Annotated in this window: 13 protein-coding genes; all 13 read left to right on the top strand. The window is 70.1% G+C overall.

The window, feature by feature from the left end; translation table 11 throughout:
- Positions 1-63 precede the first annotated feature (63 nt).
- A complete protein-coding gene (alaS, locus tag AC5RWG_RS02250; protein ID WP_494166341.1) occupies positions 64-2,742 on the top strand; it encodes an alanine--tRNA ligase in 2,679 nt (892 codons plus the stop codon).
- A gap of 8 nt (positions 2,743-2,750) precedes the next feature.
- Complete coding sequence (gene ruvX, locus AC5RWG_RS02245; protein WP_494076820.1) at positions 2,751-3,323, top strand: Holliday junction resolvase RuvX; 573 nt, start codon at positions 2,751-2,753, stop codon at positions 3,321-3,323.
- The gene (mltG, locus tag AC5RWG_RS02240; protein ID WP_494166340.1) at positions 3,320-4,876 is read left to right on the top strand and encodes an endolytic transglycosylase MltG; all 1,557 of its coding nucleotides are present in this window, start codon (positions 3,320-3,322) and stop codon (positions 4,874-4,876) included. The genes ruvX and mltG overlap by 4 nt, the downstream gene beginning before the upstream one ends.
- Positions 4,873-5,787 (top strand): shikimate dehydrogenase, encoded by a 915-nt coding sequence (locus tag AC5RWG_RS02235; RefSeq protein WP_494167088.1) that lies wholly within the window; start codon positions 4,873-4,875, stop codon positions 5,785-5,787. The genes mltG and AC5RWG_RS02235 overlap by 4 nt, the downstream gene beginning before the upstream one ends.
- Positions 5,788-5,819: 32 nt before the next feature.
- A complete protein-coding gene (aroC, locus tag AC5RWG_RS02230) occupies positions 5,820-7,019 on the top strand; it encodes a chorismate synthase (RefSeq protein WP_493999807.1) in 1,200 nt (399 codons plus the stop codon).
- The gene (locus AC5RWG_RS02225; RefSeq protein ID WP_493999806.1) at positions 7,019-7,561 is read left to right on the top strand and encodes a shikimate kinase; all 543 of its coding nucleotides are present in this window, start codon (positions 7,019-7,021) and stop codon (positions 7,559-7,561) included. Before aroC ends, AC5RWG_RS02225 begins: the two co-directional genes overlap by 1 nt.
- Positions 7,558-8,655, top strand: a complete 1,098-nt coding sequence (gene aroB, locus AC5RWG_RS02220; RefSeq protein ID WP_494139205.1) for a 3-dehydroquinate synthase — start codon at positions 7,558-7,560, stop codon at positions 8,653-8,655. The genes AC5RWG_RS02225 and aroB overlap by 4 nt, the downstream gene beginning before the upstream one ends.
- 340 nt (positions 8,656-8,995) lie before the next feature.
- Positions 8,996-9,559 carry an elongation factor P gene (gene efp, locus AC5RWG_RS02215; protein WP_493977527.1) on the top strand — a complete coding sequence of 188 codons (564 nt, stop codon included), beginning with the start codon at positions 8,996-8,998 and terminating at the stop codon, positions 9,557-9,559.
- A complete protein-coding gene (gene nusB, locus AC5RWG_RS02210; RefSeq protein ID WP_493999804.1) occupies positions 9,559-9,978 on the top strand; it encodes a transcription antitermination factor NusB in 420 nt (139 codons plus the stop codon). Before efp ends, nusB begins: the two co-directional genes overlap by 1 nt.
- Positions 9,979-10,211: 233 nt before the next feature.
- Entirely contained in the window at positions 10,212-10,805 is a 594-nt protein-coding gene (gene pyrR, locus AC5RWG_RS02205; protein ID WP_493999803.1) for a bifunctional pyr operon transcriptional regulator/uracil phosphoribosyltransferase PyrR, read from the top strand.
- A complete protein-coding gene (locus tag AC5RWG_RS02200; RefSeq protein WP_493999802.1) occupies positions 10,802-11,806 on the top strand; it encodes an aspartate carbamoyltransferase catalytic subunit in 1,005 nt (334 codons plus the stop codon). The genes pyrR and AC5RWG_RS02200 overlap by 4 nt, the downstream gene beginning before the upstream one ends.
- Positions 11,803-13,131, top strand: coding sequence for a dihydroorotase (locus AC5RWG_RS02195; RefSeq protein WP_494166339.1), 1,329 nt, complete (start codon positions 11,803-11,805; stop codon positions 13,129-13,131). Before AC5RWG_RS02200 ends, AC5RWG_RS02195 begins: the two co-directional genes overlap by 4 nt.
- 1 nt (position 13,132) lies before the next feature.
- Positions 13,133-13,633 (top strand): PH-like domain-containing protein, encoded by a 501-nt coding sequence (locus AC5RWG_RS02190; protein WP_494166338.1) that lies wholly within the window; start codon positions 13,133-13,135, stop codon positions 13,631-13,633.
- The last annotated feature ends 2 nt before the right edge of the window (positions 13,634-13,635 follow it).

The raw sequence follows: 13,635 nt of genomic DNA, 5'->3' as shown, positions 1-13,635 counted from the left end.
CACCGAAGCCGCAGCCCGGCGCCCACAACCGTATTGCACCCCGGAAGGTAAGACACAGGCACCATGAAATCCCATGAGATTGTCCGCCGCTGGCTCGACTTCTTCGAGAAGAAGGGCCATTCCGTGGTCCCCTCCGCGTCCCTCGTGTCGCCGGATCCCTCGCTGCTGTTCACCGTGGCCGGCATGGTGCCGTTCATCCCGTACCTGACCGCCCGCGAGACGCCGCCGTACCCGCGCGCCACCAGCGTGCAGAAGTGCATCCGCACCGCGGACATCGAAGAGGTCGGCAAGACCGTCCGGCACGGCACGTTCTTCCAGATGTGCGGCAACTTCTCCTTCGGCGACTACTTCAAGGAACAGGCCATCGCGATGGCCTGGGAACTGCTGACCAGCCCGGTGGAGCAGGGCGGCTACGGCCTGCCGCCGGAGAAGCTCTGGATCACCGTGTACGAAGAGGACGAGGAAGCACTGGCCATCTGGCGCGACCAGGTGGGCGTTCCGGCCGAGCGGATCCAGAAGTCCGGCAAGAAGGACAACTACTGGTCCACCGGCCAGCCCGGCCCGGCCGGCCCCTGCTCGGAAATCTTCTACGACCGCGGCCCGGAGTACGGGATCGAGGGCGGCCCGATCGCCGACGAGACCCGCTACATCGAAATCTGGAACCTGGTCTTCATGCAGTACCAGCGCGGCGCCGGCATCGGCAAGGAAGACTTCGAGATCCTAGGCGAATTGCCGCAGAAGAACATCGACACCGGCCTGGGCATGGAACGCCTCGCGATGATCCTGCAGGGCGTGGAGAACATGTACGAGACGGACCAGGTCCGCCCCGTGCTGGACAAGGCCGCGGAGATCTCCGGCAAGGAGTACACCAGCGCCGAGTCCGACGACGACCCGCACCACGGCGATGACGTGCGAATGCGCGTGGTGGCCGACCACATCCGCTCCGCCCTGATGCTGATCTCCGACGGCGTGACCCCCTCCAACGAGGGCCGCGGCTACGTGCTGCGCCGGCTGATCCGCCGCGCGGTGCGCGCCATGCGCCTGCTCGGCGTGGAACGCGCCTGCCTGCCGGACCTGCTGCCGGTCTCCCGGGATGCGATGAAGGGCACCTACCCGGAAGTGGCCGAGGACTTCGAGCGCATCAGCCGGATTGCCTACGCCGAGGAGAAGGCGTTCCTGCGCACCATCGCCTCCGGCACCGCGCGGCTCGAAGAGGCCGTGAAGGAATCCAAGGCCGCCGCCAAGCCGATCTCCGGCGAGGACGCCTTCACCCTGCACGACACCTACGGCTTCCCGATCGACCTGACCCTCGAGATGGCCGAGGAAGCCGGCCTGCAGGTGGACGAGGCCGGATTCCGCACGCTGATGGCCGAACAGCGCGAGCGCGCCCAGGCCGACGCCCGCGGCAAGAAGCTGGGCCACGCCGACGTGACCGTCTTCCGCGAGATGCTCGCCGACGGCGAGACCGTCTTCACCGGCTACGACGAACTCACCACCGAATCCACGGTGCGAGGCATCGTCCGCGGCGGCGAAGTGCGCGGCTTCGCCGGCCAGGGCGAGGAAATCGAACTGGTGCTCGACGCCACCCCGTTCTACGCCGAGGCCGGCGGGCAGGCCGCGGACGTCGGGCTGATCACCGGCGACGGGTTCGTGGTCGAGGTGCTCGACGTGCAGAAGCCCGTCAAGGGTCTGAGCGTGCACAAGGCCGTGGTGCGCGAGGGCGAACTGCCCTCCGGCGCCATGGTGCAGGCCGCCGTCGACGCCCAGCGCCGCCAGGCCGGCGAGCAGGCGCACACCGGCACGCACATCATCCATGCGGCCCTGCACCAGATCCTGGGCCCGGAGGCGCTGCAGCGCGGTTCCTTCAACAAGGCCGGCTACCTTCGCTTCGACTTCTCCTGGGGCGAGGGCCTCTCCGACGCCGCCAAGTCGGAGGTCGAAGAGGTCTCGAACCTGGCCATCCGCAACAACTTCGAGGTCCAGACCCGCGTCATGCCGCTGGCCCAGGCCCGCGAGCTGGGCGCCATGGCGCTGTTCGGCGAGGCCTACGGGGACACCGTGCGCGTGGTGGAGATCGACGGCGCGTGGTCCCGCGAACTCTGCGGCGGCACCCATGTGGAGGCCACCTCGCAGATCGGTTCGCTGACCCTGCTGGGCGAGGCATCGGTGGGTTCGGGCAACCGGCGCGTGGAGGCGTTCGTGGGCATGGAGGCCTTCCGCCACATGGCCGCCGAGCGCGCGCTGGTGAACGAACTCTCCGAAATGCTGAAGGTGCCGGGGGCACAGCTGCCCGAGCGGATTTCCGCCACCCTGGCCAAGCTCAAGTCCGTGGAGAAGGAGCTGGACAAGCTCCGCAAGGAACAGCTCGCCGCCTCGGCCGCCTCGCTGGTGGCCCAGGCCCAGGACGTGGCGGGGGTCCGGCTGCTGGCGCACCATGCCGGCGAACTCAGCGGCGCGGACGACCTGCGCAGTCTGGCCCTGGACCTGCGGACGCGGCTGGGCTCCGACCCCGTCACCGTGGCGATGACGGGCGTGGCCAACGGCCGGCCCCTGATCCTTGTGGCCACCAACGAGGCCGCCCGTGCCGCCGGTGTCAAGGCCGGCGCCTTGGTCAAGACCGCCGCCGGAGTACTGGGCGGCGGAGGCGGCGGCAAGGACGACGTCGCGCAGGGCGGCGGGTCCGATGCCACCAAGATCGACGAGGCACTGGCCGCCGTGACGGCCGCGGTCGCCAACCGCTAGGGCATCCGGTGTCTGTTCCCGATTATCCGCACGGCACCAAGCTTGGTGTCGACGTCGGCGCGGTGCGCGTGGGCGTGGCCAGCTGCGATCCGGACGGGATCCTGGCCACCCCGGTGCGCACCCTGAAGCGCGACGCCAAGAAAGACAGCGACGTCAGGGTCCTGGTGCGGGAGGCCGCCGAGCGGGACGCCGTGCAGGTGTTCGTTGGGCTGCCGCGCACCCTCTCCGGCGGCGACTCGGCCTCCACCGAAATGGCCCGCGATTACGCCCGGAAGCTGGCCGCAGCGCTGGCCGGGGCGGGGTCGGGCGCCCGGGTCAACCTGATCGACGAGCGCCTGACGACGGTGGCGGCGCACCGCGGGCTGCGGGAGGCTGGTATGGATACGCGTCAACATCGTAAAGTAGTTGATCAGGTAGCCGCAGTGGGTATACTGCAGCAGGCTATTGACATGCAACGGGCCCAAGGGCAGGACGTGGGGACACCTGTCGCACCGCCCGCCGGCAGCCATGTGCCGGCTGCCAGCCATGAGGAGCCGACGATTTCGCACGGACATGACCGAAGCGGGGACCCCGGGACATGAGCAAGCACCCCGACGACTGGAACAACCTGCCGTCCCGGCGCGCCGCACGCGGCCGCCAGGCCGCTGACCCGCGCTTCGACGACACCGTCCCGCCGTACTGGGACGACGACGCCGTACCCGAATGGGAGGAAGCGCCCGTAGACGAGGCGTGGCCTTCTCCGCCCGCGGCCCCCGCCGCGCCCGCGGCCCCCGTCGCCGAGGCTCGGTACGAGCCGGAACCCGGCGTCGGGGACGCACCGGTTGCGGTCGGCTGGACCGAGCCGGAACCCATTATCGAGGACGAACGGGCCGCCTGGGATGAACCGGAGCCGGCCACCGTCGTCCAGCAGCAGGTTCCCGCCGAGGACGGCGAAGCGGAGCAAAACTGGGACGTCGCCGACGACGGCGTCGTGTACCAGGACGACGGACAGGTCTACCACGACGGCCGGCTGGACTTTTTCGAGGACGGACCGGCGCCCGGCCGGAAGGGCCCGCCCCGCAGCAAGCAGCGCGCCCGCCGCCGGCGCAACACGATCATGCTGGTGGTGTTCGCGGTCTTCGCCGCCGGACTGGTCGGCGTCGTGCTGTTCCTGCAGAACCTGCTCGGCATGGGCGGCGGCCCCGAAGACTACGCCGGCCCCGGGGAGGGGCAGGTGACTTTCACCGTGGAACAAGGCGCCGGCCCGCTGGCCATCGCCAGTTCCCTCGTGGAGCAGGACATCGTTTCCAACAGCGAAATATTCCTGGGCGAGCTGGCCAGCCAGGCCAACGGCCGCGAGGTTCAGCCCGGCGACTATGAGATGCAGTACAAGCTGCCCGCCGCCGACGCGGCCGCCATCCTGCTCGCGGACGTGGGGGAGAAGGTTTCCTACGTTGCCATCAACCGCACCTGGCGGCAGAACGAGGTGTTCGACGCCCTGAGTAAGGGCACGAAGATCCCGGCCTCCGAGTTCGCGGAGCTGGCCAAGAATCCGCAGCAGTTCGATTTGCCCAAGGACGCACGGAACCTGGAAGGGTACCTGTTCCCCGGAGAATACCGCTGGCCGCTGGACGCCACCGCGGAGGACATCATCTCCGAACTGGTCGCCAACACCAAGGAGCGGCTGACCGCGGACGGCATCACCGATCCGCAGGAACAGTTCCGGGTGCTGACCATCGCGAGCATCATCGAAGCCGAGGCCGGCGAGGCCGACTACGCCAAGGTCGCCGGGGCCATTCAGAACCGGCTCAAGCCGGACAACACCGAGACGAACGGCCTGATCCAGTCCGACGCCACGGTCACCTATGGGCTGGGCCGGAAGGGCTACGACATCACGCCCGAGGAGAAGGCCGACAAGTCCAATCCGTACAACACGTACGCGCACACCGGGCTGCCGGCTGGGCCGATCAACTCACCCGGCGGGCCTGCCATCGACGCGGCCGCCAACCCGGCCGACGTCCCCTACTACTACTGGGTGACGGTCAACTTGGACACCGGCGAGACCAAGTTCGCCGAGACCCTGGCGGAGCACAACGCGTACACCAAGGAATACCTGCAGTGGTGCAGCGAGCAGGAAGAGGGCCGGTGCAGTTGACCGCCCGTCCCGCGGACGGCGTGCCGGCCGGCACGCGGCCCGCTTCCCGGCAGTACCAGGCGGCGGTGCTCGGCCATCCGATCGACCACTCCCGGTCGCCGGCCCTGCACCGCGCGGCCTATGAGTTGATCGGCTTCGACTGCAGCTACCGGGCCATCGATCTCACGGCGGACCGGGTGCCGCAGTTCGTCCGGGACCTGCGCGCGGAGCGGGACTGGGCAGGGCTGTCGGTGACCATGCCGCTGAAGGCCGCCATGGTCGGCCAGATGGACCGGGTCAGCGAACTGGTGGACGTGCTGGGAGTGCTCAACACTGTGGTTCCCGAGTACGACGGCGGGGGCCGGGTGACGCTCTCCGGCCACAACACCGACGTGGCCGGCATCGTCGGCGCGCTGCGCCACGGCGGCGTCGCAGAGGGCGGGCCGGCGGTCATCCTCGGTGGCGGCGGCACCGCCGCCGCGGCCGCGGCCGCGCTGGCGGACCTGAAACCGTCCGAGGTGACCCTGTGCCTGCGGAATCCGGCCGGCGCCGGCAGCGTGCAAGGCATCGCCCGGCACGTCGGCCTGCCGCTGCGGGTGGCCGGATGGGACCAGGCGGCCGACGCGCTGCGGCAGGCCGGGACGGTAATCTGCACACTGCCGCCGCGCGCCGCCGATTCACTGGCCGCGGAGCTGGCGGCGGAGGCCGGAACGGACCGGAGCGGACGCGTGCTGCTCGACGTCGCCTACGATCCCTGGCCCAGCGACCTGGCAGCCGTCTGGCAGCGCCACGGCGGGTCGGTAGTCCATGGTTTGGAAATGCTCATCTACCAGGCCGTGGAACAGGTGCGCTTGTTCGCCGGCGATCGCTTCACCGACGCCGCCGAAGTCACAAATGTGATGTGTGACGCGGTAGGTGCACCGCGGCGCTAAACAGCCCGCCGATGCATGGCAGTATTGAAACCATGTTGCGTTGGTTAACCGCCGGTGAATCCCATGGTCCGGCCCTGGTAGGCATTATTGAAGGCGTCCCTGCCGGCGTCGAACTGACCGCGGCCGAGGTCCAGGATGCCCTGGCCCGGCGGCGTCTCGGCTACGGCCGCGGCGCCCGGATGAAGTTCGAAAAGGACCAGGTCACCCTGGTGGGCGGCGTCCGCCACGGCCTGACCCAGGGCGGCCCGGTGGCCATCGAGGTTGCCAACACCGAATGGCCCAAGTGGGAAACCGTCATGTCCGCCGACCCGGTGGATCCGGCGGCCCTGGCGGACCTGGCGCGCAACGCCCCGCTCACCCGGCCCCGGCCGGGCCACGCCGACTTCACCGGCATGCAGAAGTACGGCTTCGACGAAGCCCGCCCCGTGCTGGAACGGGCCAGCGCCCGCGAGACCGCGGCCCGCGTGGCCCTGGGTACCGTGGCCGCGAAATTCCTCGCCGCGCTGGGCATCCGGCTGGTCAGCCACACCACCGCGGTCGGCCGGGTCTCCGTACCCGAAGGCTGTCCGCTTCCGGGGCCGGGCGATGTCCTGGCACTGGACGAAGATCCGCTGCGCTGCTTCGACGCCGAGACGTCCGAGGCCATGGTGCTGGAAGTGGACCAGGCGCACAAGGACGGCGAAACCCTCGGCGGCGTGGTCGAGGTTCTGGCCTACGGCCTGCCGCCGGGACTGGGCAGCTACGTGCACTGGGACCGACGGCTGGACGCCCGCCTGGCCGCCGCCTTGATGGGAATTCAGGCCATCAAGGGCGTGGAGGTCGGCGACGGCTTCCTCACCGCCGCCCGCCGCGGATCGGAAGCCCATGACGAGATCGTCCGCGACGAAGACGGCACCATCGTGCGGGCCAGCAACCGGGCCGGCGGCATCGAGGGCGGCATGAGCATCGGGGAGACCCTGCGCGTCCGGGCGGCCATGAAACCGATCGCCACGGTGCCCCGCGCGCTGTCCACCATCGACGTCACCACCGGAGAGCCCGCCAAGGCCCACCACCAGCGTTCGGACGTCTGCGCGGTGCCGGCATCCGGCGTCGTCGCAGAAGCGATGGTGGCCCTGGTACTCGCCGAGGCCGTGACCGAGAAGTTCGGCGGCGACTCCGTGAGCGAGACGGCACGCAACCTCCGGTCCTACCTGGCGGCGATCCCGGAGTCGCTGGATTCGATCGGCCGCTAATGGCAGCCGGGCAGCCGCTCAAGCTGCGGCGCCACCTGGTCCTGATCGGCCCGATGGCGTCCGGCAAGTCGACACTGGGCAGCCAGTTCGCCAGCCGGCACGGCCTCGCCTTCGCCGACAGCGACAAGCGGCTCGTCGAACGCCACGGTCCGATCACCGCGATCTTCGCATCCATGGGCGAGCACGCCTTCCGCGAGCTCGAGGCCCGCGAAGTGGCCGCACTGCTCGCCGCCGGCCGGCCGCCCGCCGTGGTCTCGCTGGGCGGCGGCGCCATCCTGGACACCGGCACCCAGCAACTGCTGGCCGACTGCACCGTGGTTTTCCTGGACATCGACGTGGATACCGTGCGGCCGCGCATCATCAAGGACACCGGCCGGCCGCTGCTGGCCGGCGACCCCGTGGGCCGCTGGATCGAGACCTTTGGACAACGCCGGCCGGTCTACGAGCGGCTGGCGGACCTGGTGCTGGACACCCGCGGCAAATCACAGCAGCAACTGCTGGCCGAACTGAGACAACTGCTTGATGAAAGGCACGAACAGTGAGCAACACCGCCGAGGCAACCACCATCCCGGTCACCGGGAACACGCCCCAGGAGGCGTACGACGTCGTCGTCGGCCACGCGCTGCTGGGCCGCCTGCCGCAGGTGCTGGGGGAGCGGGTCCGCAAGGTCCTGGTGATCCACCCGCGCGCGCTGCGTGCCACCGGCGACGCCGTGCGCGAGGACCTGGCCGCCAACGGGCTGGAGGCGCTGACCGCCGAAATTCCGGACGCCGAGGAGGGCAAGCACATCCAGGTGGCCTCGTTCTGCTGGCAGGTGCTGGGACAGAACGACTTCACCCGCTCGGACGCCATCGTGGCCGTGGGCGGCGGCGCGGTCACCGACGTGGCCGGCTTCGTGGCCGCCACCTGGCTGCGCGGCGTCAAGGTGGTGCACATCCCCACCAGCCTGCTGGGCATGGTGGACGCCGCGGTGGGCGGCAAGACCGGCATCAACACCGCCGAGGGCAAGAACCTGGTCGGTGCGTTCCACCCGCCGGCCGCGGTGCTGGCCGACCTGGACGCGCTGCAGACACTGCCGCCCAACGAACTGGTCACCGGCCTGGCCGAAGCGGTCAAGTGCGGCTTCATCGCCGACCCGGCCATCCTGGAGGTGGTCGAGGCGGACCCCAAGGCCGCCAGCACCGCCGGCACGCCGCAGCTGCGCGAGATCATCGAGCGGTCCATCCGGGTCAAGGCCGGGATCGTCTCCTCCGACCTGCGCGAGTCGGGCCGCCGGGAGTTCCTGAATTACGGGCACACCCTCGGCCACGCGATCGAGCTGGCGGAGCGCTACCAGATGCGCCACGGCGCGGCCGTCTCGATCGGCCTGGCCTTTGCCGCCGAGCTGTCCCGGATGGTCGGCCGGCTGGACGACGCCACCGCCGACCGGCACCAGGCGATCCTGACGTCGCTCGGACTGCCCGTGACCTACCGCCGCGACCGCTGGGCCGCGCTGCTGGACGGGATGAAGCGGGACAAGAAGGCCCGCGGCGACCTGCTGCGGTTCGTGGTGCTCGACGGCCTCGCCAAGCCCGGGATCCTGGAGGTGCCGGACACCTCGCTGCTGTTCGCCGCCTACCAGGAGATCGCCGAGTAGTTCCGACGCCGGCGCCGGAGGTGGTGCCGGGGTCCGGCGCGCCTTGGGTTCGCTCCCACGTTTGGCAGGCGGGCCCGGACATCGCCGCACGTCAGGGCCCTTCACGCTGCCAAGACGTGGGCAGTTAGGGCCAAACGTGGGACTCAACCGCCCACCCTGTCAGCGGCAGCGGCTGGCGTTGCCGGCCGCCAAGGCCGCTCCGGGCCAAGGCGCGGCCAGCCCGTCCGCAGGCCCCGTCTTCGGGCGGCAACCCGCCAGCAGGTAGAATGTCTGCTGGACTTCGCTCCGGGCCGGGCGGACTTTCCGCCCGCGGCCCGCCATCATCGACGAAAGTGAAACTGTGGCCACGACCAACGACATCAAGAACGGCACCGTGCTGAAGCTGGACGGCCAGCTGTGGAACGTCATTGAGTTCCAGCACGTGAAGCCGGGCAAGGGCGGCGCGTTCGTGCGCACCAAGATCAAGAATGTCGTCAGCGGCAAGATCCAGGACAAGACGTTCAACGCCGGCCTGAAGATCGAGACCGCCACGGTTGACCGCCGCGATTACACCTACCTGTACAAGGACGGCGACGACTTCGTCTTCATGGACGTGCAGGACTACGACCAGGTCACCGTCCCCGGCCCGGTGGTCGGCGACGACGAGAACTTCCTGCTGGAAAACATCAAGGTCAACATCGCCATGCACGACGGCATCCCGCTCTACATCGAGCTGCCCGCCTCCGTGGTCATGGAGATCACCTACACCGAGCCCGGCCTGCAGGGCGACCGTTCCACCGGCGGCACCAAGCCCGCCACCGTGGAGACCGGCTACCAGATCCAGGTTCCGCTGTTCCTGGAGACCGGCACCAAGGTCAAGGTCGACACCCGCACCGGCGACTACCTGGGACGAGTCAACGACTAGTGAGTGCTCCCACTTCTGCCCGCGGCAAAGCCCGCCGCAGGGCCGTCGACGTCCTCTTTGAAGCCGAACAGCGCGGCGTGTCCCCGGCCGATGCGCTGGCCGGTCGCGGCAACACCGACCAGGTGATCAACCCCTACACCGCCCAGATCGTGGAGGGGGTCGCCGCCCTGCAGCCCACCATCGACGAGTTCCTGGCCACCTACGCCCAGGGCTGGACGCTGGAACGGATGCCCGCGGTGGACCGGATCATCCTGCGGGTCGGCTCCTGGGAACTGCTCTACAACGACGACGTCCCCGACGGCGTCGCCGTCAGCGAGGCCGTCGAGCTGGCCAAGACGCTCTCGACCGACGAGTCGCCGTCCTTTGTCAACGGATTGCTGGGCCGGCTGCAGCAGCTCAAGCCCACGCTCCTGGCCTGACCCGGCCCGCAGCCACCATCCCCACGCGCGACGGCGGGTGCCCGCATTCCCGGGCACCCGCCGTCGCCGCGTTCGGCACCTCCGCACCGCGCAGGTGAGCTTGCGCACATCGTCCGCGCATCGCCGTCGCACAGCCGTCACGAACGGCAGGAGCGGAGGCGGGCATGGTAATTTTGAGGGCGCAAGCAACCTTTAAATTCCGTCCAGTGAGGCGGGGAAGGAGGCGGCAACAGATGAACACGGACCACCCGGCGCAGCCGGCATCGTCGCGCGTTGTACTTGCCGAAGCGGACATCAACCGCGCATTGACCCGTATCGCCCACGAGATCCTCGAGGCGAACAAAGGCTCCCAGGACCTGGTCCTGCTGGGCATCCCGCGCCGCGGTTACCCGCTGGCCCGGCGGCTGGCCGCCAAGATCGCCGCCGCCGACCCCTCCGTCGCCGCCGACAAAATCATCGGCCAGCTCGACGTGACCATGTTCCGCGACGACCTGCGCCGGCATCCTACGCGTTCGCCGCTGCCCACCCAGCTGCCGGCCGAGGGGATCGACGACAAGGTCGTGGTGCTGGTCGACGACGTGCTCTATTCCGGGCGCACCATCCGCGCCGCCCTGGACGCCCTGGTGGATCTGGGCCGGCCACGGATCGTGCGGCTGGCCGTGCTGGTGGACCGCGGGCACCGCGAGCTGCCGATCCGCGCCGACCACGTCGGCAAGAACCTTCCCACCTCCTCCAAGGAGAAGGTCCGGGTCCGGCTGGCCGAGACCGACACCAACAACGGCGCACCGGCGGCCGACGAAGTAGTGATCGAGGACGTCAGCGCATGAAACACCTGCTCTCCACCGCGGACCTGGCCAAGCAGGACGCGGTGCAGATCCTCGACACTGCCGAGGAGATGTCCGCGGTCTCCCAGCGCGAGGTCAAGAAACTGCCCGTGCTGCGCGGCCGCACCGTGGTCAACCTCTTCTTCGAAGACTCCACCCGCACCCGCATTTCCTTCGAGGCCGCCGCCAAGCGGCTCTCGGCCGACGTCATCAACTTCGCGGCCAAGGGATCCTCGGTCTCCAAGGGCGAATCGCTCAAGGACACCGCCCAGACACTGGAGGCAATGGGCGCGGACGCCGTCGTGATCCGGCACTGGGCCTCCGGGGCACCGGCGCGGCTGGCCGGCTCGGGCTGGATCGACGCCGCCGTGGTGAACGCCGGCGACGGCACCCACGAACACCCCACCCAGGCGCTGCTGGACGCGTTCACGCTGCGGCGCACCTGGGCCAGGCTCACGGGCACCGCCTCGGCCGGGAGCGACCTCGCCGGCATGAAGGTGGCCATCGTCGGGGACATCCTGCACTCCCGGGTGGCCCGCTCCAACCTGTGGCTGCTGCGCACCCTCGGCGCCGAGGTCACCATGGTCGCCCCGCCGACGCTGCTGCCGGTGGGCAGCCGCCAGTGGCCGTGCACGATCAGCTACGACCTGGACGCCACGCTGGCCGAGGGCACCGACGCCGTCATGATGCTGCGCGTGCAGGGGGAGCGGATGAACGCCGCCTACTTCCCGTCCACCCAGGAGTATTCGCGCCGCTGGGGATTCGACGACCGCCGCCTGGCGGCGCTGGACGCCTCCGGCCGCGCCGGCACCATCATCATGCACCCCGGCCCGATGAACCGCGGTCTGGAAATTTCCTCGGCGGCCGCCGACTCGCCGCGGTCCACCGTGCTGGACCAGGTACGCAACGGTGTTGCCGTGCGGATGGCCGCGCTCTACCTGTTGCTCTCCGGCGGCACCGAATCCGCCGCCCCCGCTCCCACCGCCACCCAGGAGGCCAAGTGACCGAGTCCAGCGAAACCACCTACCTGATCCGCGGGGCTTCGCTGACCGGCGGCGAGCGTGCCGACCTGCTGCTCCGCGGCGGGAGAATCGCGGAGGCGGGCACCGGCCTGAGCGCGGCCGGCGCCGTCGACATCGATGCCGACGGGCTGATCGCGCTGCCGGGCATGGTGGACCTGCACACACACCTGCGCGAGCCGGGCCGCGAGGACGCGGAGACGGTGGAGACCGGCACCCGGGCCGCGGCCCTCGGCGGCTTCACGGCCGTGCACGCGATGGCCAATTCGACGCCGGTCGCCGACACCGCCGGCGTGGTCGAGCAGGTATACACGCTGGGCCGGACCGCCGGCTGGGCCGATGTCCGCCCGGTGGGCGCCGTGACCGTGGGCCTGGCCGGCGAACGGCTCGCCGAGCTCGGCGCAATGGCCGACTCCCGGGCCCGGGTCCGGGTCTTTTCCGACGACGGGATCTGCGTGTCCGACCCGGTGCTGATGCGCCGCGCGCTGGAGTACGTCAAGGCGTTCGACGGCGTGATCGCGCAGCACGCCCAGGAGCCGCGGCTGACCGACGGGGCGCAGATGAACGAGGGAACCGTCTCGGCGGTGCTGGGCATGACCGGTTGGCCGGCCGTCGCGGAAGAGAGCATCATCGCCCGCGACGTGCTGCTGGCCCAGCACGTGGACTCCCGCCTGCACGTCTGCCACGTCTCCACGGCCGGATCGGTGGAGCTCATCCGCTGGGCCAAGGCCCGCGGGATCAAGGTCACCGCCGAGGTCACGCCGCACCACCTGTGGCTTACCGACGAACTGGTCCGCAGCTACGACCCGGTCTACAAGGTCAACCCGCCGCTGCGCACCGACGAGGACGTGCAGGCGCTGCGCGCCGGCCTGGCCGACGGCACCATCGACGTCATCGGCACCGACCACGCGCCGCACCCCTCGGAGGCGAAGGAGTGCGAGTGGGCGCAGGCGGCCATGGGCATGACCGGGCTGGAAACCGCGCTGTCCGTCGTGCAGCACACCATGGTCGAATCCGGCCTGATCGGCTGGGCCGACTTCGCCCGGATTACCTCCGCCATGCCGGCCCGGATCGGCCGGCTGTCCGGCCAGGGCCAGCCGCTGGCCGCCGGATCGGCCGCCAACATCACCCTGGTGGACCCGGCGGCCCGCTGGACGGTGGACCCCGCCGCCATGGCCACCAAGGGCAGGAACTCGCCGTTCGCCGGCCGGGAGCTGCCCGGCCGCGTGGTCGCCACCTTCCTCAACGGACACCCGACGGTGCTGGACCGCGCCCTGAACACGCCGGCACGCCCGGCAGGGGAGGCCTGAGATGAACCAGATGCAAGCGGGCCTGGTGATGCTCGCCGTCGCCGTCGTGCTCATGGTGCTGCTGGCCGTCGGCTGGCGGAACCGGCTCAAACGGCAGCGGGACATCGCACCGCTCCCGCAGGTCCCGGCGGACACCGCCAACCCGACCGGCTACTACGAGGGCATGTACGTGGTCACGACGACGGCGGGGGACTGGCTGGACCGGGTCGCCGTCCACGGCCTCGGCATCCGGACCAAGGCGGCGCTGCGGACCTATCCGCACGGCGTGCTGATCGAGCGGCCCGGCTCCACGGACCTCTACATTCCGGCCGAAAGCATCTCCGACGTCCGCACCGAGAGCGGCATGGTGGGCAAGTTCGTGGAGTCCGAGGGCCTGGCCGTGATCACGTGGAAGCTGGGGGAGCGCGAGGTCGACACGGCCTTCCGCACCCGGCAGGCCGCCGACAAACACCCGCTGCTGGCGCAGCTGCAGACATACCTACCCGCCGTACAGGAAGACTAGGA

Source organism: Arthrobacter sp. Y3221160 (genome assembly GCF_059092585.1).
Note: the sequence above shows the minus strand (reverse complement) of the source record. Positions and strands in the feature narration are given on the sequence as shown.